This is a genomic window from Luteibacter sp. SG786, assembly GCF_011759605.1.
In the GTDB taxonomy this organism is placed as follows: domain Bacteria; phylum Pseudomonadota; class Gammaproteobacteria; order Xanthomonadales; family Rhodanobacteraceae; genus Luteibacter.
The window spans coordinates 41,310-67,084 of the sequence record NZ_JAAOYX010000002.1; the positions used below are offsets into that span (position 1 = coordinate 41,310).

The window sequence follows — 25,775 nt, forward strand, 5'->3', positions numbered from 1 at the left end:
TACACTGCGCCCCATGCCTCTTACCCTCCTCATCGCCGACGATCACCCCATGTTCCGCGGGGCGCTGCTCCATGCGCTGGCCGCGCTGCTCGTGGATGGCAAGGCGCTGGAGGCCGGTAGCCATAGCGCGATGGAAGCTGTGCTCGCCAAGGGCGAACGCGTCGACATGGTGCTCCTGGACCTGACCATGCCCGGCGCGATGGGATTTTCTTCCCTGCTGTGGCTGCGTGGCGAGCACCCCGATATTCCGGTGCTGGTGGTGTCGTCGAACGACCACCCGCGCAACGTGCGCCGCGCGCAGCAGTTTGGCGCAGCGGGCTTCGTGTCGAAATCGGCACCGGCGGATGTGCTGCGCGATGCGGTGCAGACGGTGATGGGAGGCGGAACAGCCTTCATCGGAGCGCGCTCCGAGTGCAGCGAGGACGACGCGAAACTCGCGGCGCGCCTGGCCAGCCTTACGCCGCAGCAGTTCCGTGTGCTGATGCTGCTGGCCGAGGGCCTGCTCAACAAGCAGATCGCCTCGGAACTCGGCCTGGCGGAAAACACGGTGAAGATCCATGTCACCGCCGTGCTGTCTAAGCTGGAATGCCGCTCGCGCACACAGGCCGCCGTTCTGGTGAAGTCGCTGGACCTTGAAGAAGGTGTCGAGGGTTCGCACCCGGGCTAGCCGGCCACCATGAGCAATCGCGTCATCACGGCGCGCAGTCGCGCGGGTGCCAGCGGCTTCACGAGATAACGCAGGCCCTGCGCCGTGGCACGTTCGATATCGGCCTGGCGCGGCGATGCCGCCATCAGCACGGTGGGCGGCAGGGCACCCCATCGCGATGCCATGGCCGCACGCAAGGCATCGCCCTCGCGGCCGTCGAGCGGGTCGTCCATGAGGATCAGCGCGGGGGCATCGTCCGTTTCGGCGTAGCGCAGCGCGCCACGCTCGCTGCCGACGCCCTGCACGTCGCAGCCCCAACCCGCCAGCAGGTCCATGGCCTGGCGACGCGTGACAGGGTCGTTGTCGATGACGAGGACGCGCTTGCCGACAAACGGGGAGTCGTCCTCGTTCGGCGCCGCATGCACGGGCACCGCCGCGCCGACATCGGCCAGCGGCAGCGCAATCGAGAACACGCTGCCACGCCCTTCCCATGACCGCACGGCCACCGTCGCCCCCAGCAATCTCGCGATGCGGTCGACGATGGAAAGCCCCAACCCCGCGCTGCGCCGGTCGCGGTCCACGCCGTTGTCCAGGCGAAGGAACTCGTCGAAGATGGCCCGCGTTTTCGCCTCCGGGATGCCCACGCCGGTGTCCCACACCTCGATGCGCGCCTGCCCTTCGGCGCGGCGCACGCCGACCATCACGCGGCCGCGTGGCGTGTAATGGATGGCGTTGCTGAGGAAGTTTTGCAGCACGCGGCGGAGCAGCAGCGCATCGCTGTGCACGGTCAGCGTCGTGCCCACATAGTGCAACGAAAGGCCACGGGTGGAAGCCAGCACGGACGACTGACGCGCCAACTCGCGCAGCAAGGGGTCCAGCGGCACGGCGGCGAACCGCGGCGCCACCGCGCCGCCTTCCAACCGCGAGATGTCGAGCAGGCTGGCCAGCAGCTCGTCCTGCGTATCCAGCGCGCTGCGCACGCGTTCGACGAGCTCGCGACCTTCGGCATCCAGCCGACGCGAAGCGAGGCTGCCGATGAACATGCGTGCGGCGTTCAGCGGCTGCAGCAGGTCGTGCACCGCCGCGGCGACGAAGCGCGTCTTCGAACGGTTGGCCTTGTCGGCCTCGGCCTTGGCTTCGATCAGGTCGCGGGTGCGCTCTTCCACGCGGCGTTCCAGCGACGACGCCAGGCTGCGCAGCTCGCGTGCGGCGGCCTTGTATGCGGTGATGTCGGCATAGCTGGTGACGAAGCCGCCATCCGGCAGGGGGTTGCCGCGGATCTCCAGCGTGGTGCCGTCGGGGCGCTCGCGCTCGTACATGTGCGGGCTGCCGGCGCGGAGGTATTGCAGGCGGCGTTCGATCGCCTCGTCGGTATCGCCCGGCCCCAAGAGACCGCGGCGGGCGTTGAAGCGGAACATGTCCTCGATGGGACGTCCCACCTGCATATACTCGTCCGGAAAGCCGAATATCTTCTGGTAGCGCGAGTTCCACGCCACAAGGCGCAGCTCGGCATCGACGACACTCACGCCCTGCGGGAGATGCTCAAGGCTGCCGTGGCCGCCCTGGGCGGCCTCATTGGCGGCGGCCACGATGCTGTCCTGGGCGGAGCGCAGCGCCGATGCATGGTGCGCCACCATCCGTTCCAGCTCTTCGCGGCTGCGCTGACGCAGGCGGGCCATGCGCACCCGCTGCTGCAGGAACATGCCAAGAAGCACCAAGGGCAGCCACGCCGCCAGCACGGCGAACACGGCGTTGCGCGCCGCGGCGGCGGCGGGGCGGGTATCTGCGAGCAGGTGCAACGTCCACGCCTGCTTCGGCATGGCCAGCGAGCGCCACATGGTGTCGTGGTTGAGCCCGGGCGAGATCATGCGCACCCACAAGGTCCCGCCGACCGGTGATCCCAGCACGTTCCAGTCCATGGGCTGCAGCGGCCGCGTTCCGTACTGGCGCGTGCTCGCGATGGAGGCGGCATCGGCGGGCGACAGGGGGTAGAGCACGCGGTACACCCACTCCGGGCGGTTCGCGAGGAAGACGACGTTGTGCGCATCGGAGAGGAACACCACATCGCCGCCCCGCGCCCAGTCTTGCTGCAAGGCATCGAGCGAGATCTTGAGCACCACCACGCCGATGTGATGGCCCGCGTCGTCGTCCACGGCCTGGGCGATGAAGTAGCCCGGCACATTGGTGGAGACGCCCAGCGCGTAGAACATGGCGTGGCCATCGCGCATGGCGTCCCGAAAATACGGACGGAACGCGTAGTCGAGCCCGACGTTGCTCTCCGGGGTGTTCCAGTTGTTGGCGGCCAGGGCGCGGCCGTGGCGGTCGAGCAGCGTCAGCGTCGAGGCGCGCACGGCATCGTTGGCGCGGTCGAGCTTGGCATTGAGGGCGGCGGCATCGACCGCTCCCGGCGATCCTTCGAGGGCCGCCTTGAGCTCCGGATCGAGCGCCAGCACGCGGGGCAACACGCGATAACGGTCGATAAGGCGCTGCACGGCCAGGGCATGCAGGTGCAGGCGATCGCCGGCCTGTTCGCCGATGGCTCCCAGCGCCCGCCGCCACGCATACCACCCGCCCAGCGCTGCGCTGCCCGCCACCAGCAGCAGGAGCACGAGGAACCAAAGGGCGCGGAATGAGCGAGGTCGGGCCATGGTGTGAGGAGATATCGTCGCATGGCCGGCGGGCACCTAGCCGGAATGTGCTATGGGGTTTGCGGCCGGTGCGGGCTACAAAGCATACCCCTACCGCCAGCCGACGCCCGCAATGCACGTGCAGGACACCACCCCCACCGCCCCGGTCCCCTTCTACCGCCAGACCTATGCGCAGGTGCTGGTGGCGATCGCCTGCGGCGCGCTGCTCGGCCACTTCGCGCCCGCCTTCGCCGAGCAGCTCAAGCCGCTGGGCGACGCGTTCATCAAGCTGGTGAAAATGGTGATCGCCCCGGTGATCTTCCTCACCGTGGTCACCGGTATCGCCGGCATGCCACACCTCAACGCCGTGGGTCGCGTGGTGCTGAAGGCGATGGTGTACTTCCTCGTGTTCTCCACGCTGGCTCTCGTCGTCGGCATGGTCGTGGCGAACGTGGTGCAGCCGGGGGCCGGCCTCGACATCGATCCGGCGTCGCTCTCCACCGGGGAGATCGCCGCGTACGCCTCCAAGGCGCACGACATGACGCTCACGCACTTCCTCCTCGACATCATCCCCGACACGGTGGTGGGCGCCTTCACCTCGGGCAACATCCTGCAGGTGCTGCTGTTCGCGGTGCTGTTCGGCATCTCGTTGACGCTGGCCGGCGAGCGCGCGAAGCCGGTGGTGGCCTTCTTCGAAGCACTGACAGCGCCCGTGTTCAAGCTGGTGCACCTGTTGATGAAGGCCGCGCCCATCGGGGCGTTCGGCGCCATCGCCTTCACCATTGGCCGCTACGGGATCGGATCGCTGTCGAACCTGATGTACCTGGTCGCGACGTTCTACGTCACCGCGCTGCTGTTCGTGCTCGTCATCTTAGGCAGTGTGGCGCGCCTCACGGGCTTCTCGATCTTCCATCTGCTGCGCTACCTGAAGGACGAGCTGCTGCTCGTGCTCGGCACGTCGTCGTCGGAAGCCGCCCTGCCCTCCCTGATGGAAAAGATGGAGCGCGCGGGCTGCGACAAGTCCGTCGTCGGCCTCGTCGTGCCCACCGGCTACTCGTTCAATCTCGACGGCACCAACATCTACATGACGCTGGCCGCGCTGTTCATCGCGCAGGCCACCAACACGCCGCTGACGCTGGGCGAACAGGTGGCCTTGCTGCTCGTGGCCATGGTGAGTTCGAAGGGCGCGGCCGGCGTCACCGGCGCGGGCTTCGTCACGCTCGCCGCCACCCTGTCGGTCGTGCCTTCGCTGCCGGTCGCGGGCATGGCGCTGATCCTCGGCGTCGACCGTTTCATGAGTGAGTGCCGCTCGCTTACTAATTTCGTGGGCAATGCCGTGGCCACCATCGTGGTCGCCCGCTGGGAGGGCGCACTGGACCGCGCCGCGCTCAGCGATGCCCTTGCCAACCGTGCCGGAGAGAGCGGCACGCCGTCGATTGTCGCCACCCAGGGGAAACAGCCATGAACCTCCTTCGCGCCGCGCTGCTTGCAGCCGCCGTCGCCCTTGCCAGCACCGGTGCCTTGCAGGCGCAACCCGCGCCGCAGTCCGGCAAGCCGGTCTCGTACGATCTATGGCCGGACACGCCGCCCGGCGGTGGCGGCCCGAGCGGCCCCGAACGCATCGGCCAGACCGGCACGGGCGTGGGGGCGGTCTCCAACGTGAGCAAGCCGCGCATCGAGGTGTACAGGCCCGCCAACCCGAACGGTGCCGCCGTGGTGCTTCTCGGTGGCGGCGGCTACTTCCGCATCGGCATTGGCCACGAAGTGATTCCGACGGCCCGCTGGCTCGCCGCGCTGGGCGTGACGCCCGTGGTGCTGTACTACCGCCTGCCAGCCGACCGCTGGCCGGCCGTCGCGCCGTTCCAGGATGCGCAGCGCGCCATCCGCCTCGTCCGCGCGCATGCGCCGGAGCTGGGCATCGACCCGAAGCGCGTGGGCGTACTGGGCTTCTCCGCGGGCGGCAACCTCGCCGGTATCGCAGAGACGCGCTTCGCCGACGCGTTGTACCCGGCGGTGGATGCCAGCGACAAGCTCTCGGCCCGCCCGGATTTCGCGGGCCTCATCTATCCCGTCGTCTCGCTGCAGAAGCCCTACGACACCACGCGCTCGTTCCGCGAGCTGTCGACGCAAAGCGATGCCGTGCAGGCCTATTCGGTCGAACTGCACGTGACGCACGACACGCCGCCCACCTTCCTCGCCCAGGCAGCGGATGACCCCATCGCGAACATCGGCAACAGCCTCGTGATGTTCGATGCGCTGCGCAAGAACAACGTGGACAGTGAACTGCACGTGTTCGACAAGGGCGGCCATGGCTGGGGCCTGGGCGATCCGGGCAGCGCGCCATCGGCATGGCCACGCCTGTTCGCCGCCTGGGCACGCCGCCAGGGTTTCTTCAGCACCGCGGATGCCAGCCCGTTCGCCAACCCCGCCGCCACGCCGGCCATGCCGACCACGCCAGCCGCGTCATCCGACGATGCCGGCAACGACGACGACAACTGAGCGGGGATACCACCATGACCATCAAGTCCCGCCTTTACCCGGCGCTGGCCGCCGTGCTGTTCGCCGGTACGGCCATGCCGGCCCTCGCCGCGCAGGAAGTCACCAACGCCGAACTGCTCAAGCTGATCAAGGCGCAGGCCGCCGAGATCAAGGAGCTTAAGCAGCGACTCTCCGCGGTGGAAGGCCACGCCGCGCCCGCCGCGATCGCGTCCACGCAAGCGGCCAGCGCGCCATCGAACACCGCCTCGGCCACCGATGAAGACGTCCGCCGCGATGCCCAGGTCAGCAACGCCATCGCGGATACGCGCGAAAGCGAGATGGCCGTCGCCATGGCCCGCGGCACCGGTGGCAAGACCGCCGGCGGCGGTTCCGGCGCTCGCTGGGGCCGCGGCGGCGAAGCCGGCCCCACGTTCCGCAGCGACGATGGTTTCTTCACCTTCAAACCCGACGGCCGCCTGCTGTTCGACGTGAGCCGCACCTCGGGCTCGAGCTACGAAGCGCGCAACATCACCGGTTCGCAGATCACCAGCGCGCGCCTGGGGGGCGAAGGCACCATCGGTGCGCTCGGCTACCACGTGGAGGCCGACTTCGCGGACAACGAAGTGGCGCTGCGCCAGACCTACCTCACCTACACCACGCAGGTATTCGGCAACCGCACCAAGTTCTACCTCGGCAACTTCCTGAAAGATCTGGGGACCGAAGGCTCGTCGGAATCCGCACGCGTACCCTTCATGCTGCGCAACGCCGCGACGGCCGTGGGCCAGCCGGTGGTCAGCTACTTCGGCATGGGCGGCCAGATGCGCATGTGGGGCAACGGCTGGCATGTCAGCCTGTCCATCAACGGCAACTCGCCGAACAGCTCCACATCGGGCTCGAGCACCGACAGCACCACGTACCTTACGCGCGCGCACTGGAACCCCATCAAGGGCGCCGATGGCTTCCTCCACTTAGGTGGCTGGTACTACTACGAGAAGATCAGCGATGGCGTCACCAGCATCAACAACACGCCGTCCATCGCCGCCGACTACAACGACAACCTCGCGGTCTCCGCCAGCTCGATCGCCAACCCGACGCAGGACCGCGGCAAGGGTTTCGAGCTCGGCGGCGTGTACCGGAATTTCTGGATGGTGAACGAGTACGGCAAGCGCACCATCGACTCCAGCACGGCCGATTCGGTGAGCCGTCACGGCTCGTCGTTCGCGGCGGGCTGGATGATCACGGGCGAAGCACCGGGCTTCTCGCAACGCTCGGGCAGTTGGAAGGCCGTGAAGGTGAACGACCCGGTCACCTCCGGTGGCTGGGGCGCGTTCGAGCTGGCCGGCCGCGTCGACCACTACGACTATGCCGACGCGCCCCGCGGCGGCAAGGGCAAGAGCTACACGCTGGGCCTCAACTGGTATCTCAACGACTGGTCACGCCTGATGCTCAACTACGTGCACTGGAACACCGACAACAAGGTGGGTAGCTTCCAGGGGCCGGATGCCGGGAACACCCTGTCCATGCGCGCGCAGGTCGTTTTCTAGCTTCTTCGCCGAATTGCTGGGGACGCTGCCAGAAGGTTCATTCGCCGAGGCGAATGCATGTGCTTAGTGGCTGGCGCCGCCGTTGGCTCGGGGCTGTGAGGCCAGAGCCTTCGGTGTCCACCCTCGCTGCTCAGACAGGTCCTCCGCGTTCGGAAAGGAGGGGCCGCTTGCGCGGCCCGTGTACCTATATGGCCTTCGGCCGCTCTCTTGTGCGGAACTCGCCTCGAGGGTGGACACCGAAGACTCTCCCGATACATGAGGTGGCGTGTCGGGAGAGCCGACACGGCCGAAGACGGCAGCCGCTGCGAGCGGGACAGCATCGCCTCACCACACCTCGCGAACCTCGGCCAGGCCTTTCATGACGCCGGACGGTCTCTTGTCGAGACACCGTGTGACATCTCAAGCATCGCTCGCGCAGGTAGCTACATTGACGCCTGCGGCTCTCCCACCACGCCACCGCACCGCCCGTGCGTCGACGCTGCGACGCAAAGCGCTTTGCCACGACAAGTCTGTCGAATCTGGAGACGTCGAATCGGAGCCTGCGCTTCCTGCACGGGAACGCACGCGGCATCACAACGCATCCCATTATCCAGTTCGATCAAGTCGTTACGTTGAAAGGCATGGTAACCGGCGGCCAGAGACGGTACCTTTGTAGGACCCTCGTCGGCCGCGGATAACGGGCCGAATTCCAATCCGGACACCATGAAAATCGGTCCTTACACCATCTCCCCTGCCGTGGTGCTCGCGCCCATGGCCGGCGTCACCGACAAGCCGTTCCGTCTCCTGTGCAAGCGCATGGGGGCCGGGCTTGCAGTGTCCGAGATGACCACGGCCGATCCGCGGCTGTGGAACACGCGCAAGTCGCTGCGGCGCATGGACCACGACGGCGAGCCCGAACCGGTGAGCGTGCAGATCGCGGGCTACGATCCGGGCATGCTCGCCGAGGCTGCGCGATACAACGCCGACAACGGCGCGCAGATCGTCGACATCAACATGGGTTGCCCCGCCAAGAAGGTGTGCAACGTGTGGTCCGGCTCCGCCCTGCTCCAGGACGAACCCCTGGTGGCGCGCATTCTCCACGCGGTGGTGAAAGCGGTGGACGTGCCCGTCACGCTGAAGATCCGCACAGGCTGGGATCGCGAGCATCGCAACGCACTGAGCATCGCGCGCATCGCCGAGGACGCGGGTATCGCCGCCCTGTCGGTGCACGGGCGCACGCGCGCCGACAAGTACGAGGGGGAAGCCGAATACGCGACCATCGCGGCGGTGAAGGCCAGCGTCTCCATTCCCGTGCTCGCCAACGGCGACATCGCCGACCCGGCAAAGGCACGCGAAGTGCTGCGCATCACGGGTGCCGACGCCGTCATGATCGGCCGCGGCGCCCAGGGCCGCCCGTGGATATTCCGCGAGATCGCCCATCACCTGGAAACCGGCGGTTTCCTCCCGGAACCCACGCCCGCCGAAGTGGGCGACATCCTCACCGGCCACCTCGAACACCTCTACGCCTTCTACGGCGAGACGATGGGCGTGCGCATCGCGCGCAAGCACCTCGGGTGGTACGCAAAGGACCGGCCCGAGAACGCGGCGTTCCGGCACGTGGTGAACAAGGCCGAGGACGCCGCCACGCAACTGCGGCTTACGCGCGAGTACTTCGACGCACTGGAAGCGGGCGTTTCGCTGGCCGCTTGAACGGGACGGCAGGCGTCCTGCGCCCTAGGCAGCTTTCAATACCGCCGCCATCTTGGGGCGGTCGAGTTCGTGCTCCCATGCCGAAATAACGATCGCCGCCACGCCATTGCCCACAAGATTCGTCATCGCGAGGCCCGTGCCGAGGAAACGGTGGACGCCCAGGATCAGCACCATGCCCGCCACCGGAACGACGGGCACCACGCTCAGGGTGGAAGCCAACATGACCAGTGCCGCCCCCGCGACGCCGCTTGCGCCTTTCGATGTCAACATGCCCACGATCGCCACCGTGATCTGCTGCCCCAGCGTGAGCGGGATGTTCAGCGCCTGGGCGATGAACAGTATCGCCATCGTGAGGTAGATGTTCGTGCCGTCCAGATTGAACGAATAGCCTGTCGGCACCACGAGGCCCACCGTCTCTTTCGGGCAACCCAGGGCTTCCATCTTCCGCATCAGCGGCGCCAGTACCACTTCCGACGAGCTGGTGCCGAGCACGATCAGCAGCTCGTCCTTGATGTACGCGCAGAAGCGCAGGATGCTGAAACCCGCGATGCGTGCCACCACGCCGAGCACCACGACGACGAAGATCACGCAGACCAGGTAGAAGCTGCCGATCAGCTCCATCAGCGGCACGAGCGACACCACGCCGTATTTGCCGATGGTGAAGGCCATGGCCCCGAACGCGCCGATGGACGACACCGCCGTGATGTAGTGCACGATCTTGAAGAACACCTGCGCGCCTGCTTCTATCACGTCATATACCGGCTTGCCACGGTCGCCCACGGAAGCAAGCGCGCAGCCGAAGAGCACGGAGATAAGCAGGATCGAAAGCACGTCTCCCTTTGCGAAGGCGCTCACGAACGTCGACGGTATGATCGAGAGCAGGAAACCGATCGATTCGATGTTGTGGCCCTGGGCGACGAGGTTGCCCACCTCGCCGGCCTTCAGGGTTCCCGGGTCCACGTCGAATCCGCTGCCGGGATGGAACACATGTCCGGCCAGCAGACCGAAGAACAAGGCAAGGGTGGAGATCATCTCGAAGTACAGCAGCGCCTTGCCGCCTACGCGGCCCACCTTGCGCATGTCGCGCATGCCGGCGATGCCCGTCACTACCGTGCAGAAGATGATCGGCCCGATCACCATTTTGATGAGTGCGATGAAACCGTCGCCCAGCGGCTTCATCGCCACTGCGTACCGGGGCGACAGGTAACCGAGTATCACGCCGATCACCACCGCCACCAGCACCTGCACATAAAGCTGCCGGTAGAACGGCTTGCGTGGCTTCTGCGACGAGGGAACGGTGGCGGCGATATCGGACATGGGATTCTCGTGGGTGATTCAGGCGAAGTCGTACAGGCGCGCCGGATTGTCGACGAGCAGGCGCTTGCGCAAGGTTTCGTCCGGGCAGAAGCGGAACATCAGGTCGACGAGTCCGCCGTCGTTCGGCATGTCCTTCGAGATGTTCGGATGCGGGAAATCCGTACCCCACAGCACGCGATCGGGCGCGGCCTGGATGAGCGCGGCGGCGAACGGAATGGCATCGTCGAACGGTCTCTTGCCGACAGAGACGCGCTCCGCGCCGCATACCTTGACCCAGGCCAGCGGATTGTCCCGCATGAGTGCCAGCAGGAGGCGAAAGGGTTCCTGTTCCAGGCCCTTGGCGGCCTGCACACGTCCCATATGGTCGATGACGAAGGGAACGCGAATCCTTGCGAGCACGTCGTCGTTCAGTTCCACGATGTCGTTGGCGTCGAGGTGCAGCACCACGTGCCAACCCATGTCGGCCACCTTGTCGAGCACGCGCCAGAACACATCCATGTCCGGGCGGCCGCCCAGGTGTTGCACGAAGTTGAAGCGCACACCGCGCACGCCGCCACGGTCCAGCGTCTCCAGGCCCTTGTCGTCGATGCCGTCGTCCACAATAGCCACGCCGCGGTAGCGGCCGCCGCCCCGCGCGATCGCGTCGAGCATGGCCGTGTTGTCGGTACCGTGGCAACTCGCCTGCACGATCACGCCACGGTCGATGCCCAGGAAGTCGTGCAGCGCGGCAAGATGTTCGTAAGGCGCGTCCGGTGGGGTGTAGCTGCGGTCAGCGGCGTAGGGGAAGCGGTCCGCCGGGCCGAACACATGGCAATGCGCGTCGCAGGCCAGCGGCGGGAGCGCGTGCTGCGGCCTGGTGGGATGGGGATCGGGGGGAAGGCAGGACTTCATCGGATCACTCGTTGGGAAGTTCGTCGAGGTAGCGCAGACCGGCGGCGGCGAGCTTCGGACGCATCTCATAGATGTCGAGGCCCAACTCGCCTGCCGCAAGGCGCCTGCGCTTTCCTTCTTCGTTGAGCATGCGCATCTGGGCGGCAGCAATGGCGTCGTCCACGGTGGCGTGGGGCACCACCACCACACCGTCGTCGTCGGCCACGATGGCGTCGCCGGCTTTCACCCACTGGCCGCCGATCACCACCGGCACGTTGACCGAGCCCAACGTGGCCTTCACGGTGCCGCGCGCATGCACGGCTCGGGCCCAGACGGGAAAGCCCATCCGGCGGAGTTCCGCGCTGTCGCGCACGCCGGCGTCGATCACCAGGCCGGCCACGCCGCGTGCCATCAAGGAGGTGGCGAGAAGATCGCCGAACATGCCGTCCTTGTTCTCCGTGGTGCAGGCCACCACCAGCACGTCGCCCGGGCGGCACTGCTCCACGGCAACGTGCAGCATCCAGTTGTCGCCCGGCTGCGCCAGCACGGTGACCGCCGCGCCCGCGATCGCGCGATCCTGCTGGATCGGCGCGATACCCGGCAGGAAGAGGCCCGTGCGTCCCTGTGCCTCGTGCACGGTGGCGACCCCGAGCGCGGCGAGGATACCCGCCTGCTCCGCCCCGAGCGTGGGCCGGTTGCGAACGACGACCCCGATCATGCGAGCGTCCCCTGCGTCACGTGCGGGAACACGCGCTGGAACGCTTCCGCGTAGGTAATCTTGAAGTCCGAATTACGCGTGGCCTGCGCGCCGCGCTGCAGGCCTACCCGCGTGTAGTACTCCCAGAGGTGTTCCTGCGCCCGCATGGTCTCGAATGCGGCGCGCTTCTTTTCCCACACCGGCGAGATGTCGAGGAACAGTTCCGGCTTCCATTCGCACTGCTCCGGCTGGTGCGGCTCGAACAGGAACACCGGCGGCGCGCCGATTACCGGTACCAGCGGCTCATGGCCGTGCGCCTGCGCAACGACGCGAGCCTCCTGGGCGACATGCGTTGCGAGGGGATGGTCGAAGTTGTATGGGTCTTTCAGCGAATGGCTGAGCACGAACGACGGGCGCAGTTTGCGGTAGACCTCGGCGAGGTGGAACACCACGTCCAGGTCGGCGCGCATCGGGTAGTCGCCGATATCGAGGAATTCCACAGTGGCGCCGAGGATATCCGCGGCTTCCTGCGCCTCCGCCCGCCGGTCGGCCTTCACCTTTTCGATGGTCATGCCGGGCTGGCGCCACAGTTTCGCGGACTCGCCGCGCTCGCCGAACGACAGGCACACGATGTGCACGCGCCAGCCCTGCGCGGCGTGCAAGGCGATGGCGCCGCCGGCGCGCCAGACGAAATCGGCGGAATGGGCGCTGACGACGAGCGCGGTCTTCAGTTCGGACATGGTTGGCTCCAGGGGGATGAGATCAGGCCGCGGGGCCGCGCCAGATCGAGGGGGAGACGGGAACGGTGCCGCGCATCAGCAGTCGCGCCGTGCGCAGGAGGGCTGCGCGCATCACGCGCGTGCCGTCCATCCCCAGTTCGACACTGAACTCTCCCGAGGGATGTTCGATCGACAGGGTGCGCAGGTCGCCCTGGCCAGGGTTCGCGACGTCGTACGCCACGGAGCCGGGAAGCACGGCGGCTGTCGCGACCGTGACCGCGCCTAGCACGCCGATGGAGGTGTGCACGTCGTGCGGAATGAAGGTGCGCGTGGCGATGGCACCGCCGGCGCGGGGCGCCGACACCAGGGTGATCTTGGGCACCGGCTTCCGGCTGACGTCGCCGAGGTTCATGAGCGGTGCCGCCTTCAGGCGCAGCGCCTCGATGCGCGCCTTCAGCGACGTGTTCGCGTCCAGTTCCTCGGGTGTTTCGTCCCCGCGAAGACCGAGCGACGCGGCGGCAATCACCATGACCGGCATGCCGTTGTCGATGAGTGTCATCTCCACACCGTCGATCGTGTCGCGCACGTTGCCGGTGGGCAGCAGACTGCCGGCGAGCGAGCCTTCCGTGTCGAGGAAACCGCAGGCCACGGGCGCGGCCGGACGCGGCACGCCGTCGATGCGCGCCTCGCCGTCGTACACGGGTCGGCCGCCGGGTGTCTGGATGGTGATCTCGGCCACGACGCCCGTATTCACCGTGCGGACGCGCCGTGTGGTGCTGCCCTGATCCCCGCGGATGAGTCCGGCTTCGATGGCGGCGGGCAAGGCGGCGGCGAGCATGTTGCCGCAGTTGGGGGTGGTATCCACCAGTGCGTCGGCAATGCCCACCTGGCCGAAGAGAAAGTCGAGGTCGGCCACGCCGTCGGATGGAATCGAAAGGATGCCTACCTTGCTGGTGAGTGGCCTGGCGCCCCCGAGCCCGTCGATCTGCCGCACATCGGGCGAACCCATCGCGGAGAGGATCACGGCGTCACGCAGCGCCGTATCGGCGGGCAGGTCGCGGGCCAGGAAGAATGGCCCTTTCGAAGTGCCGCCTCGCATGTACAGACAGGGAATTTCGTACGCCATGACATCGGGCCGAAGGAACGATGCAAGGATGGTCGTCCTGGGACGCGAGACGTACAACGCGCTGCCACGCTTATCTGATATGCAGCAAAGTCATGGCTCGGGGTGGGAGTTGCACATGTCGCAACGCAGCACGACACAGGGGACACCCCCACGGCAAGCGAACCCTCAGCTCGCAGGATCGAGCTTGCCCTCGCCGATCAGTTCGTCCACGAGCGCAAGGGCTCGTTCGGTGATGGCGCTCATCGGCCGCTGCGTCGGCGTCGCGACCACCAGACGGGTCACGATGTTGGGCATGACGATCGGTACCGCACGCAACTGGTGCGGGCCGCGGCGAGCATGTACCGCATTGCGCGAGAGCACGCCGTAGCCGACACCGCGTTCCACGAGGTCCAGCAGCGAACGCACGGAATCGATCTCCAGGCGGATATCCAGCGACACCCCATAGCGGGCGGCATCGGCTTCGATGAGCTGCCGCACCGAATGCAACGGCGATGGAATGATCAGGGGGTATTGCCCGAGCGTGGCCAGAGGCACACTTTCCGGAAGCGCGCTGCTGTCCTTCACGCTGCCGATAAGGTAAAGCTGTTCGGAATGCACGTGGCGGAAACGCATGTTGGCGTTCACCGCCGGGTTGTACAGCAACGCGCAGTCCAGACGGCCGAGTTGCAACCATTCGAGCAGGCTGGCGCTCAAGGCCTCCACCACGCTGATCTGCGCGGCCGGGTAGCGTTCGCGGAAACGCGTGACCAGTTCGACCGTAAGCAGGCCGCCCACGCTCGGCGGCAGCCCGATCGCAAGTTTTCCCGCAACGACGCCTCGTGCCTGGCCGAGCTGCATGCGCGCCACTTCCACCTGGCGCAAGATGCCGCGCCCGTGCTCGACCAGTTCGCGACCCGCCTCGGTGGCAACGACACCACGCCCGTTCCGCTCGAGCAGGTGCGTGCCCAGTTCCATTTCCAGTTGGCGCACCTGGCGGCTCAGCAGCGATTGCGAAACGTCGAGCGTGGCGGCGGCCCGCGTGAGACTGCCGAACTCGACGATGCGGATGAAACTCTGCAGGTGTTTCAGATCCATGGAAGGGTCATGCGTCGATCGGCCAGGATGCCCCGATTATGTGCCGATCCGGCCCATCGGCGCCTCACGGGCTGCCCGGGCCGCCCATGTTCACCATGACGCGCAATCCGATCACGAGCGCATTGGCGGGCACGCGCCTCACTCCCACCGTGTTTCCCAGGATGTCCGGATGCACGATGTACTGAATGTTGGGGACGAGACTCATAACTGGGAACAGCTTGTAGCTGTAGTTGAGCTCGGTCATCCATTCGTTGCGGGCGAAGTGATCACTCGTACCGCTGTTCTTGTGGATGAGATCGTCCTCGAAGCCCACGGCCTTGCGGCTGAACCGGAACAGCGTGGCCTGGAAGCCCAGCGAGTCGGTGGGGCGGGCTCTGGACAGTCCTGTCCAGAGCATGCCCACGGTGGACTGCAGCGTGTAGTTTTCCGCATTGTCGAGCGGGCCGGTGACCGAACCAAACAGCGCGAGGTTGCGCGTATTTCGCGTCGGGTCCGGCTTCCATACCACTTTGTCCGCCAGTACGTAGAGACCGTAGCGGCCGCCGTCGTAGCTGCGCGCGGTGCCACCGACGAGACCGCGATGCAGGCCGCGCGTATTGAGTTCCGGGTCGGTGAATGGCGCCGAGTTGTACCAGCCACCGATCTTCAGGTGCTTCGGGTAAGGATCGTCGGCGAAGCTCGTGCCGTAACCCACTTCCACGGGAACGAGCACGCCCGTGGCGTCATGGGTGCTCCAATCCAGCCCGTTGTTGTTCCGCCGTTCCGGGTTGATCTCGAACGCGCCGATGGAAACGTAACGCGCATCGGGCTGGTAGGTCACGCGTGCGCCCCAGTTCACGTAAGGAAACCCGGTGAATCCGCCGGTGGTATTCGTGAGCTGATACGGGCAGTCGGGCGCGCTGACAAAGCGGCAGCCGTAGGTAGAACGCGCGAACTGCCATGTCGCGTTGATTCGGCCCGCCAGCACATTGATGTGGCTGTCCTTGAACTGCTGTTCCCAGCTCAACTGGGCCAGTTCCCATTGGCGCTTCGGATACCAGTAGCCCTGAATCTTCTGAATCACGCCGATATCGTTCGCCGCGACGCTATGCCCGTAATAGCGGGCGAAGGTGATTCGCACCTTGCCGCCTTCGATGCCGGCGAGCTTGCCCATGTCGAGATCGGCGCCGCCCACGGCGCCACCGCCGTTCGTCGCGCCGAGCCGTTCGCCGCCGCGCACGCTCGCTGCCCAGTCGTTGGCCCAGACGAAGCGCAGCGACACGCCGTCGTCGCGCAGGCGATCCACCGGGCCCTTGTCGTCGTCGTGCGTCGACGCCGGCGCCGCCTGGCTCGGCGGCGGCGCGTCGGACGCGCTTTGTGCGATGGCGACTGGTGCAGCGAGCGCGACCAGTGCAGCGATGGCGAAGTGTCGGACGGTCATGGCGGTACCCCTAACCGCCGGAACGCCGACGGAGCGCAAGCGATGCTCGTCGCCGGCGTACCGCGGAACAACGCGCTGGGGCCACTATCAGGTATGCGAAGAATGCATAACTTGAATCACGTCATGACTATTGTGCATTGCACAAATCCGGCAAGGGCTTCCGGCGGGGCAAAGCGCGTGGCCCTGCGGCGACGCGGCAAAACCTTGCGCACCACCATATCTTCGTTCAATTGCCCGCGCGGGCACGCCGGTAGAATGATCGGGCGACGCCATCCCCTCAGCAGCAAGCGATGACCATGAGCGACAAACCTGTCCCCGGCTACGAACCCTACGATGCTCCTGCCGGCGGTTGGGGTGCCCTGGGGGCCGTGGCGAAGGCGCTCAGCGGGCAGATGGCCATCGCGCGCGAGTCCATGGCGCTGCACCGGGTGAACCAGCCCAAGGGCTTCGACTGCCCCGGCTGCGCCTGGCCCGATCCGAAGGAAACCTCGTCCTTCGAATTCTGCGAGAACGGCGCCAAGGCCGTGTCCTGGGAGGCCACCGCCAAGCGGGTGCGGCCCGAGTTCTTCGCCAGCAACAAAGTGGCCGACCTCTGGAACCTCACCGACTACGCACTGGAGGGCCTCGGCCGCCTGACTCATCCGATGGCGTACGACCGGGACACCGACACCTATCGGCCGATTGCCTGGGAGGAGGCGTTCCAGCGCATCGGCACGGCGCTGCGCGCCCTGCCCGATCCGAACATGGCCGAGTTCTATACCTCGGGCCGTGCGTCCAACGAAGCGGCCTTCCTCTACCAGCTGTTCGTGCGGGAGTTCGGTACGAACAATTTCCCCGACTGCTCCAACATGTGCCACGAGGCCACGAGCGTGGGCCTGCCGCAGTCCGTGGGTTCCGGCAAGGGCACTGTGGTGCTTGAGGATTTCGAGCACTGCGACGCCATCTTCTGCATCGGCCACAACCCCGGCACGAACCACCCGCGCATGCTGTCCACGCTCCGCGAGGCCTCGCTGCGCGGCGTGCCCATCGTGGTGCTCAATCCCTTGCCCGAGCGTGGGCTGGAGCGCTTCACGTCGCCGCAAAGTCCGGTGGAGATGCTCACGGGCAAGTCGGTACGCATCGCGTCCACCTATTACAAGCTGAAGATCGGCGGCGACGTCGCCGTGCTGAAAGGCATGATGAAGGCGCTGCTGGCTGCCGACGAACGCGCCGTCGCCGCCGGCATGCCGGGCGTGCTCGACCGCGAATTCATCGCCGCCAACACCACCGGCTTCGAAGCGCTCGAGGCGGATCTGGCGCGCACATCGTGGAACGCCATCGAACGCCACTCCGGCCTCACGCGGGGAGAGATCGAAGACGCCGCCGACATCTACGCCAAGGCGAAGAACGTCATCGTCTGCTACGGCATGGGTATCACCCAGCACGCGCACGGCACCGAGAACGTCCAGCAGATCGCCAACCTCCTGCTCCTGCGCGGAAACATCGGCCGGCAGGGCGCGGGCATCTGCCCGCTGCGCGGCCACAGCAACGTGCAGGGCGACCGCACGGTGGGCATCACCGAAAAGCCCAACGAGGAACTGAACGAAGGCATCCGCCGAACCTACGGCTTCGAGCCGCCGACGGCGCACGGGCACGACGCCGTGGCCGCGGTGATCGCGATACGCGAGGGCCGTTCCAAGGCCTTGGTGGCGCTGGGCGGCAATCTCGCCGTTGCCATGCCCGACACCGAGGAAACCTTCGATGCGATGCGCAAGCTCGACCTGGCCGTGCACGTGGCCACCAAGCTCAACCGCTCGCATCTCATCCTGGCGAAGGAATCCATCATCCTGCCGTGCCTGGGCCGCACCGAGCTGGACGTGCAGGCCACGGGCCCGCAGGCCGTTACGGTGGAGGATTCCATGTCGATGGTGCATGCGTCGGCTGGCACGCTCGAGCCGGCGTCGGAGCACCTGCGATCCGAACCGTGGATCGTGGCCGGCATCGCCAAGGCGGCACTACCGAACACGCGCGTGGACTGGGACCGCCTGGTGGGCGACTACAACCTCATCCGCGACGACATCGAAAAGGTGTTCCCGATCTTCCGCGACTTCAATCGCCGCGTGAGCGTTCCCGGCGGGTTCCGCCTGCGTGTGGCCGCCAGCGAGCGCGACTGGGCCACGCCCGACAAACGCGCGCACTTCCTGCTCGCCAGCGGTCTGAACGAAGATCCGCCGGCGGATGCGGAAGGACTGATGCTTACTACCGTGCGTTCGCACGACCAGTACAACACCACGATCTACGGGCTCAACGATCGCTACCGCGGCGTGAGCGGGCGACGCGACGTGGTGTTCATGCACCCGAACAATCTTGCCGCACGCGGCCTGGCGCACGGCGACCGCATCGACGTGTTCGCCACCGGGGCGAACGTGGCCGACGGCAAGGAGCGCGCAGTGCGCAACTTCGTCGCGCTGGCCTACGACATCGCGGAAGGTTCGGTGGCCATGTATTACCCGGAAGGCAATGCGCTGATCGCCCTGGAAAGCCACGACCGCCGGTCGGGCACACCGGCGTACAAGTCGGTACCGGTGCGCATCGAGGCGGCCACCGCGACAGCCGACCGTCCGGCGATGTCGAAGGCGAAGGCGTTACATGCCACCTGAGCGGCCCGCCCAACCCGGTAGCGCCGCACGGCCCGTCGTTCGCGTCGAACGCGGGCTACGCAACGAGGATACGGACCGCCTCGCAGAAGAAGTGCCCGTGGCCATGCACTTCGACGGCGCGCCGTTCGCCGTGATGATGACGACGCCCGCCGACCTCGAAGACTTCGCGCGCGGCTTCGCCCTCACCGAGGGAAGAGTGGCTTCGATGCTGGAGATCGAGGACATCGACGTGCGCGAAGCACTCGAAGGCATCGTCGTCGACGTCCGTACCCGCGGGCGTCGCCATGGCGACGAGGAGCCCCGGGACAAGCAGCCCAGCGTACGCGAGCTGCCCGGCCGGAGCGGCTGCGGCATCTGCGGCAGCCGGGAACTGGAAGACGTGGTACGCCATCCGCCACCGGTGGCGGCAGGTCCTGTCGTGACACCCGATGCCATCCAGCGCGCACTCGACGCACTCCGTTCGCGACAGCCGGTGAACGCGGCCACGGGTGCCGTGCATGCCGCCGCCTGGGCGCTGACCGACGGCACCATCGTCGAAGTGCGCGAGGACGTCGGGCGGCACAACGCGCTGGACAAGCTCATCGGGGCGATGCTCCTCGCGCGCATCGACCCACGCGACGGCTTTCTCGTCATCACCAGCCGCGCCAGCTACGAGATGGTCACAAAGGCGGCCGTGGCGGGCATGACGATGGTCGTGGCGATTTCCGCACCCACCGCGCTGGCGGTACACCTGGCGGCCGATTGCGGCGTGACCTTGCTGGGCTTCGCCCGGCCCGGCCGGTTCAACATCTACAGCCGCCCGGAACGAATTGCCTGAGCGCGCTAGCCGCGGCGGCGGCGCAGGCTGTCCTTCACGTCCACGTCGAAGCGCACCGTGGTGGCGACGGTATCGTGGCCGGGAATGTCGAAGGTGAGCCCGTCCTTGCTTGGCAAGCGCGACTGCAGATCCTGCAATGCCTGTCTCGGTACTTCCATGCGCCATTCGTGCGCCGTGCCGGAGAGCATGCAGCCGTTGTCGGTGGCATCGATCGCGTAGCGCATCGTGAATGCCTTTCCGAAAGCCGTGGAACCCAGCAGCGCCACGTCCTGCAGCAGTTCGCTCAGTTCGTCTTCGTCGATCCTCACGCGGATCGTGTCGTCTTCCAACTGCACCCTCATGCGTTTGCCTCTCGCCATTCGTCGGGAGTATTGCAGTTGACCAGCAGCCGCGTGTCCATACCGTCGAGCGGCAGCGCCACGGCACCCAGGCGGGCATGCAGCGCGGCGACGGAGCAGGCGGGGCCGGGACGGCCCAGCAGTTCTTCGAGCGCCGCGCGCGCCGTTGCGTCCATCGTCAGCCGCATCGGAAGGGGGTGCCGTTGCCAATGCGTCGCGGCGGCTCGCCTGTCGGCGAGCAACGGCGCGAAAACGGCCGGGCCGAGGCGCGGCATGTCCACCGGCACGACGAGCCATTCGCCGTCCGGCAGTTCCCTCATGGCGCTGGCAATGCCGCCGACCGGACCGGTGTCCGGCCAGAGGTCCGCAATTCCACCGGCCCGCGTGCCGCTGATCGCGACACGCTGCGCGCCGGCCTCGCGAAGGATGCGCGAGGTACGTTCGAGGAGCGTTTCCCCGTCCATGCGCAACATGGCCTTGTCTTCGCCCATGCGCGAAGAGCGGCCGCCGGCGAGGATGAGGCCGAGGATCATGGGTGCGCCGGATGTCATGGCGCGAAGCGTAACCCGAAACGTTCGTTCATCGACGTGCAGTTCCCGGACATCCAAGGGTTGCCTTGTGTGGGAGCCGCTTCAGCGGCGATGGGTGCTTGCGGCAAGCGTGCCCGCTGCCGCGGGATCGCCGGCATAGCCGGCTCCCACAAGAGCATGCCTGTGGGAGCCGGGTTTCTCTTTTATGCCGAGCGGCGCGACGGTTCCTGCAACGCGGGCCGGTAGGCGTGGAACGCCACCGTCGCCGAGGCGCGGCCCTGGCTCAGCGAGCGGAGGGCCGTGCTGTAGCCGTCGAGCTGGGCCAGCGGAACGTCGGCTTCGATCTCCGTGCGTTCCTGCCGGTCGACGAGGTTCACGATCTGCCCGCCGCGGCGTTGCAGATCACCCAGCACGTCGCCTACCGCCGAGCCCGGGGCGCTCACGGAGACGCGCATCACCGGTTCCAGCAACACCGTGCCCGTAGCCTCGAGCGCGGATTTCACCGCGATCTGCGCCGCGCGATGGAACGCGGCCTCGTTCGAGTCCACGGCGTGCGCCTGTCCATCCAGCACCACGACGGACGCACCAACCACCGGGTACCCGCGCGGACCTTCGAGCAGGGCCGACAAGGCACCCTTCTCCACCGCGGCCTGGAACGGCTTGGGGATCACGCCGCCAGTGGTGCGGTCCTCGAACGTGTTGGCATCGGTTCCGTTCGGCGTCACCGACAGCACCACGCGCGCATATTGCCCGCTGCCGCCCGTCTGCTTGGCCAGCTTCCCTTCGACGGCGCCCGACGCCGACGCCGGCGTTTCCTGGTAGGCCACGCGCGGCGAACCGGTGCGCACCTGCACGCCCCACTCGCGGCGCAGGCGCTCCACCATCACTTCCAGGTGCAGTTCGCCCATGCCCCAGACCAGCGTCTCGCCGGTATCGGGGTCGGTGCCGACGCGGAAGGACGGATCCTCCTGCGCCAGGCGCGCCAGCCCGTTGCCGAGCTTCAGCAGGTCGGCCGAACGCTCGGGCGACAGCCGCCACGACAGCACCGCCGGTTGCGCCTGGATGGCTTCCAGCCGCACGTGCCGGTGCGCATCGGACAAGGTCTCGCCCGTGGCCACGTCTTTCCAGCCAGCGATGGCGACGATGTCGCCCGCCTCCGCCTCGTCGACGGCTTCGGTGTCTTCCGCACGCACGACGGCAAGGCGTCCGATGCGCTGCACGCGATCCGTGCCGCTGCGCCACACCGCGTCGCCCACGTGCAACCGCCCTGCGTAGAGACGCACGAACGCCAACGGTCCATGGGCCTGATTGACCACCTTGAAAACCAGCGCGGCCAGCGGTGCGTTCGCATCGGGCGCAACCGTGGTGTCGCCATCGTCCGTATGGGCGACCACCGCCGGACGATCCAGCGGCGACGGCAGGTAAGCCACCATGGCATCGAGCAACGGTTCGATACCGACATTGCGGAACGCCGAGCCCGGAAGCACGGGCGAACCAAGGCCGGCCAAGGTACCCCGGCGCAAGGCCGCGGCGAGCGCGGCGGCATCGATGGGGGCATCGGCAAGCCACAGTTCGGCCAGCGCCTCGTCGCGATCGGCCACGGCCGCCACGAGCTCCGCGCGCGCTTCGGCGAACGCTTCACGCTCGCCATCGGTCCATGCGCGCACGGTGGCGTTCCCGGCGTCGTCGAAGCGCCAGGTGCGTTCGCCCACGAGGTCCGCCAGGCCGGTCATGTGTTCGTCTTCGACGATGGGGCGCGCGACCACCCACGGGTTGGCCCCGAGCTTGTCGCGCATCTGCGCCACGACCGCGTCGAAGTCCGCGCCGGGGCGGTCCATCTTGTTGACGAACGCCATGAGCGGCACGCCGTGACGGCGCGCCTGGTGCCACACGGTTTCCGATTGCGGCTGCACCCCGGCCACGCCGGAGAACACCGTCACCGCACCGTCGAGCACGCGCAGCGAACGCTCCACCTCGATCGCGAAATCGATGTGTCCGGGCGTGTCGATGAGGGTGAGGCGATGCGGCTGGCCGCCGTCGGGCGTCCAGTTCGCGCGCACGGCAGCGGCTCCGATCGTGATACCGCGCTCGCGCTCCAGTTCCATGTGGTCGGTGGTGGTCGCGCCGTCGTGCACCTCGCCGGTGCGATGGATCGTGCCGGTCTTGTAGAGCAGGCGCTCGGTGAGCGTGGTCTTGCCCGCGTCGACGTGCGCGATGATGCCGAGGTTGCGCCAACGGCTGACGGGAATGCGGGTTTCTCGGGTGGTACTCATGGCTAACGGTTCCTGATGGGGATACGCCAGGGGCTCGATACGTCTTCGAGCGAGGCACTCCCCGATCCCTAGCCGCCGCCCCTGGCTGAGCAGGACGGTCAGGATCGGGGGTCGCGGCGGTTCTTCATGGCACGTTGCTCCGGGTCAAATGGCTGATTCGGGACAAAAAAAAAGCACCCTTGCGGGTGCTTTCGAGTTCTTCCTGGCCAACTCGCCGTCTTACGACAACGAGCCTCCATGCACGGCGCACGCGCACCCGCGACGCGCCCGTGGGGCGATCGGTGGGACCTGCATCAAATCGTGCTTGCAGCGGAACATGGCTGGCTCTCTTGGAATGGGGGCGGATCGTACGCCGGTGCCGCCAGGGCGGCAAGGCTTCGTGCGCATAGATGGAGTCACCGGGCGGCCATTCAAGCCCCCTGTGGGTGAGCGCGTCGCGAGCACCCCATCGCCGCTGAAGCGGCTCCCACACAAAGCCGGCCTGCTCTGTGTGGGAGCCGGCTATGCCGGCGATTGCCACCCATGGCGGCTCCCGCACTCAGGGCAATGAGTACGCCATGACGTAATCGCCAGACTTCGTGCCCAGGCCGCTGTGGCCGCCGGCCGCGATCACGATGTACTGCTTGCCGTTCACCGCATACGACATCGGGTTGGCCTGGCCGCCCGCCGGCAGGCGCGCTTTCCACACTTCCTTGCCCGTGCGTTCGTCGATGGCGCGCAGGTAGTTGTCCGCCGTGGCGCCGATGAATACGAGGCCGCCCCGCGTCGTCATGTTGCCGCCGATGTTGAAGATGCCGGTGGGCAGCGGCGCATTCACATGCGTGCCGAACGGGCCCGTGTCGCGCGTGGTGCCGATGGGGTGTTCCCAAACCAGCTTGTGCGTCACGAGGTCGATCGCCGCGAGCGTGCCCCACGGTGGCGGATTGCAGGGCACGTCGAGGGGATTGAGCCAAGGATGCACCTTGCCCACGTAAGGCGTGCCGTATTGCGGCGCCAGCCCACCGCCCACGTGCGGCTCGTTGCCGCTGCCGTCCCACGGCTTCACCAGGCCTTTCGCTTCCGCCTGCTCGCGCGGGGCCAGGCTGATGATGAAGGGGATGTAGTTGGCATTGGCGATCAGCAGCTTGTTGTACGGGTCGATGGACGCGCCATGCCAGTCGATCACGCCGTCGAAGGCGGGATACACGATGGTGTCCTTCAGCTGCGGCGGCGTGAACTGCCCCTTGTAGTACGACTTGCGGAATTGGATGCGGCACATGAGCTGATCGAATGGCGTGGCGCCCCACATCGATGCTTCGGTGAGGTCCTTCGGTGCCAGCGACGGCATGCCCACGGAATACGGTTGCGTGGGCGAGGTGAAGTCGCCAGGCACCGCGCCCTGCGGCACCGGCTTTTCGCGCACCTCGGTGAGCGGCGTGCCGGTGCGGCGGTCGAGCACGAAGAATTCGCCGCGCTTGGTCGTCTGCACAAGTGCGGGCACCGTGCCGCCCTTACCGTCGGGCAAGTCCACCAGCGACGGCCCCGTCGGCACGTCCATGTCCCACACGTCGTGGTGCGTGTTCTGGTACACCCATTTCGGTGCGCCGGTTTCGATGTCCAGCGCTACCGTGGAACTGGATACCTTCTCGTCCATCGGGCGCCGATGGCCGCCGAAGTAGTCGGGCGTGGCGTTACCCATCGGAAGGTATACGAGGCCGAGGTCCGGGTCCGCGGTGTAGACACCCCACGCATTCGGCGTGCCACGGGTCAGCTGATCGTTCGGGCCGGGCGTCCAGTTCTGCGGATCGTGTCCCACGTCCCAGGCCCACACGAGCTTTCCGGAAAGCGGGTCGAAGGCACGCACGGCACCGGACGGCTCGCCTTCCGCCTGGTTGTCGTAGACCCAACCACCGAGCATCACGCGATCCTTGAGCACCAGCGGCGGCGACGTCACGAAATGGAAGCCCGCCGGCACGTGCCCCAGGTACTGCGTCAACGACACGAAGCCATGCTGGCCGAAGTCCTCGCACGGCTTGCCTGTGTCCGCATTCAACGCCATGAGCCTTGCATCGAGCACCGGCGCGATGATGCGGCGGGGGCAGTCGGTCTGTGTTCCCTGCGGCGCCTCGTAGTAGGCGACCCCACGACAGGCGAGGTAGACGTCGGCATCCGTGTTCGCCTTGGGATCGAAGCTCCATTTCTTCTGGCCGGTGGCCGCGTCGAAGGCCACCACCCAGCTATGCCCGGTGCACACGTAGAGGGTGTTGCCCACCTTGATGGGCGTGTCCTCGAAGTTGAACTCGTGCCCGGCATCCGTGCCGCCCTTGTCCTCGCCCGGACGCATGGTGTCGCCCGTGTGTGCCGACCAGGCCAGCTTGAGGTTCTTCACGTTACCCGCGTTGATCTGATCCAGCGGTGAGAAGCGATCGCCGCGCGGCGTGCGCCCATAGAACAGCCAGTCATCGTCGGAAACGGATGTGTCGTGTCCACCGGCGTCGTTGCGCATCACCATCTCGCCGCGAGTGCCCACCGGTTGCATGAAACCGGCCACGCCGACGCCGATACCGACGACGGCCAACAGCAGCAGCGCCAGCACTCCGCCGCGTGCAGGCGCCAGCCGCCGTGTCACCCACGGCATGGCGAGATAGAAGGCGAGCAAGACCGGAAGAAGTAGACGCGGTTCGAGTTGCCAGCCGACCAGCCCGACCTCCGCTACGGCCCATACGATGGTGCCCAGGAGCACGATCGCATAGAGCCACAAGGCGGCACCCGAGCCGCGCGCGAGGAGGATGCCGGTGGCGCAGACGCCCGCGCCGGCAACGAGATAATAGGCGCTGCCGCCGAGGGCGACGAGCCAGACGCCACCCAGGGCGAGTAAAAGACCGAGGATGGCGACGACGAGACCGGTGATGCGTGGTGCGCGCCGTGGCGTGCCGAGGGATGACATGTCGCTTCTCCGCAGGTACCAGACCATTGAAGATAGCCTTGTCAG

19 protein-coding genes are annotated in these 25,775 nt (G+C 67.0%); 7 read left to right on the top strand and 12 right to left on the bottom strand.

The window, feature by feature from the left end; translation table 11 throughout:
- Positions 1 to 13 precede the first annotated feature (13 nt).
- Positions 14 to 667 carry a response regulator transcription factor gene (locus tag FHS47_RS12075; RefSeq protein WP_167028046.1) on the top strand — a complete coding sequence of 218 codons (654 nt, stop codon included), beginning with the start codon at positions 14 to 16 and terminating at the stop codon, positions 665 to 667.
- Here the strand turns inward: FHS47_RS12075 and FHS47_RS12080 are convergent.
- The gene (locus tag FHS47_RS12080; RefSeq protein ID WP_167028049.1) at positions 664 to 3,294 is read right to left on the bottom strand and encodes a PAS-domain containing protein; all 2,631 of its coding nucleotides are present in this window, start codon (positions 3,292 to 3,294) and stop codon (positions 664 to 666) included. The genes FHS47_RS12075 and FHS47_RS12080 overlap by 4 nt on opposite strands.
- Before the next feature lie 112 nt (positions 3,295 to 3,406).
- Here FHS47_RS12080 and FHS47_RS12085 point away from each other — a divergent pair, with 112 nt between their 5' ends.
- From FHS47_RS12085 to dusB, 4 genes are all read left to right on the top strand, one after another.
- The gene (locus tag FHS47_RS12085) at positions 3,407 to 4,738 is read left to right on the top strand and encodes a dicarboxylate/amino acid:cation symporter (protein ID WP_167030078.1); all 1,332 of its coding nucleotides are present in this window, start codon (positions 3,407 to 3,409) and stop codon (positions 4,736 to 4,738) included.
- Entirely contained in the window at positions 4,735 to 5,772 is a 1,038-nt protein-coding gene (locus FHS47_RS12090) for an alpha/beta hydrolase (protein ID WP_167028052.1), read from the top strand. Before FHS47_RS12085 ends, FHS47_RS12090 begins: the two co-directional genes overlap by 4 nt.
- Positions 5,773 to 5,786: 14 nt before the next feature.
- The gene (locus FHS47_RS12095; protein ID WP_208381975.1) at positions 5,787 to 7,295 is read left to right on the top strand and encodes a porin; all 1,509 of its coding nucleotides are present in this window, start codon (positions 5,787 to 5,789) and stop codon (positions 7,293 to 7,295) included.
- A 702-nt stretch (positions 7,296 to 7,997) separates the two neighbouring features.
- The gene (gene dusB / locus FHS47_RS12100) at positions 7,998 to 8,984 is read left to right on the top strand and encodes a tRNA dihydrouridine synthase DusB (protein WP_167028055.1); all 987 of its coding nucleotides are present in this window, start codon (positions 7,998 to 8,000) and stop codon (positions 8,982 to 8,984) included.
- A gap of 24 nt (positions 8,985 to 9,008) precedes the next feature.
- Here the strand turns inward: dusB and dctA are convergent, their stop codons facing one another.
- The 7 genes from dctA to FHS47_RS12135 form a co-directional block, all read right to left on the bottom strand.
- Complete coding sequence (dctA, locus tag FHS47_RS12105) at positions 9,009 to 10,301, bottom strand: C4-dicarboxylate transporter DctA (protein WP_167028058.1); 1,293 nt, start codon at positions 10,299 to 10,301, stop codon at positions 9,009 to 9,011.
- Positions 10,302 to 10,319: 18 nt separating this feature from the next.
- Complete coding sequence (locus FHS47_RS12110) at positions 10,320 to 11,192, bottom strand: amidohydrolase family protein (protein WP_167028061.1); 873 nt, start codon at positions 11,190 to 11,192, stop codon at positions 10,320 to 10,322.
- A gap of 4 nt (positions 11,193 to 11,196) precedes the next feature.
- Positions 11,197 to 11,889: a 4-carboxy-4-hydroxy-2-oxoadipate aldolase/oxaloacetate decarboxylase gene (locus FHS47_RS12115; RefSeq protein ID WP_167028064.1), complete on the bottom strand. Its 693-nt coding sequence runs from the start codon at positions 11,887 to 11,889 to the stop codon at positions 11,197 to 11,199.
- On the bottom strand, positions 11,886 to 12,608 hold the full coding sequence (locus FHS47_RS12120; protein WP_167028067.1) for a PIG-L deacetylase family protein: 723 nt from the start codon (positions 12,606 to 12,608) through the stop codon (positions 11,886 to 11,888). The genes FHS47_RS12115 and FHS47_RS12120 overlap by 4 nt, the downstream gene beginning before the upstream one ends.
- Before the next feature lie 22 nt (positions 12,609 to 12,630).
- A complete protein-coding gene (locus FHS47_RS12125; protein ID WP_167028070.1) occupies positions 12,631 to 13,713 on the bottom strand; it encodes a 4-oxalomesaconate tautomerase in 1,083 nt (360 codons plus the stop codon).
- 165 nt (positions 13,714 to 13,878) lie between these two features.
- Positions 13,879 to 14,787: a LysR substrate-binding domain-containing protein gene (locus FHS47_RS12130; RefSeq protein ID WP_167028073.1), complete on the bottom strand. Its 909-nt coding sequence runs from the start codon at positions 14,785 to 14,787 to the stop codon at positions 13,879 to 13,881.
- 64 nt (positions 14,788 to 14,851) lie between these two features.
- Positions 14,852 to 16,207 carry a carbohydrate porin gene (locus FHS47_RS12135; RefSeq protein ID WP_167028076.1) on the bottom strand — a complete coding sequence of 452 codons (1,356 nt, stop codon included), beginning with the start codon at positions 16,205 to 16,207 and terminating at the stop codon, positions 14,852 to 14,854.
- A 296-nt stretch (positions 16,208 to 16,503) separates the two neighbouring features.
- Between FHS47_RS12135 and FHS47_RS12140 the strand changes: the two genes are divergently transcribed.
- Both FHS47_RS12140 and fdhD read left to right on the top strand, forming a co-directional pair.
- On the top strand, positions 16,504 to 18,846 hold the full coding sequence (locus FHS47_RS12140) for an FdhF/YdeP family oxidoreductase (RefSeq protein ID WP_167028079.1): 2,343 nt from the start codon (positions 16,504 to 16,506) through the stop codon (positions 18,844 to 18,846).
- Complete coding sequence (fdhD, locus tag FHS47_RS12145; protein WP_167028082.1) at positions 18,836 to 19,663, top strand: formate dehydrogenase accessory sulfurtransferase FdhD; 828 nt, start codon at positions 18,836 to 18,838, stop codon at positions 19,661 to 19,663. The genes FHS47_RS12140 and fdhD overlap by 11 nt, the downstream gene beginning before the upstream one ends.
- Before the next feature lie 5 nt (positions 19,664 to 19,668).
- Here fdhD and FHS47_RS12150 read toward each other — a convergent pair whose 3' ends face one another.
- The 4 genes from FHS47_RS12150 to FHS47_RS12165 all read right to left on the bottom strand — a co-directional run bounded on the left by FHS47_RS12150 (position 19,669) and on the right by FHS47_RS12165 (position 25,730).
- On the bottom strand, positions 19,669 to 20,004 hold the full coding sequence (locus FHS47_RS12150; protein WP_167028084.1) for a hypothetical protein: 336 nt from the start codon (positions 20,002 to 20,004) through the stop codon (positions 19,669 to 19,671).
- Positions 20,001 to 20,534, bottom strand: a complete 534-nt coding sequence (locus FHS47_RS12155; RefSeq protein ID WP_167028087.1) for a molybdenum cofactor guanylyltransferase — start codon at positions 20,532 to 20,534, stop codon at positions 20,001 to 20,003. Before FHS47_RS12155 ends, FHS47_RS12150 begins: the two co-directional genes overlap by 4 nt.
- 200 nt (positions 20,535 to 20,734) lie before the next feature.
- Positions 20,735 to 22,804, bottom strand: a complete 2,070-nt coding sequence (gene fusA / locus FHS47_RS12160; RefSeq protein ID WP_167028091.1) for an elongation factor G — start codon at positions 22,802 to 22,804, stop codon at positions 20,735 to 20,737.
- 538 nt (positions 22,805 to 23,342) lie between these two features.
- The gene (locus FHS47_RS12165) at positions 23,343 to 25,730 is read right to left on the bottom strand and encodes a membrane-bound PQQ-dependent dehydrogenase, glucose/quinate/shikimate family (protein ID WP_208381976.1); all 2,388 of its coding nucleotides are present in this window, start codon (positions 25,728 to 25,730) and stop codon (positions 23,343 to 23,345) included.
- Positions 25,731 to 25,775: the final 45 nt, after the last annotated feature.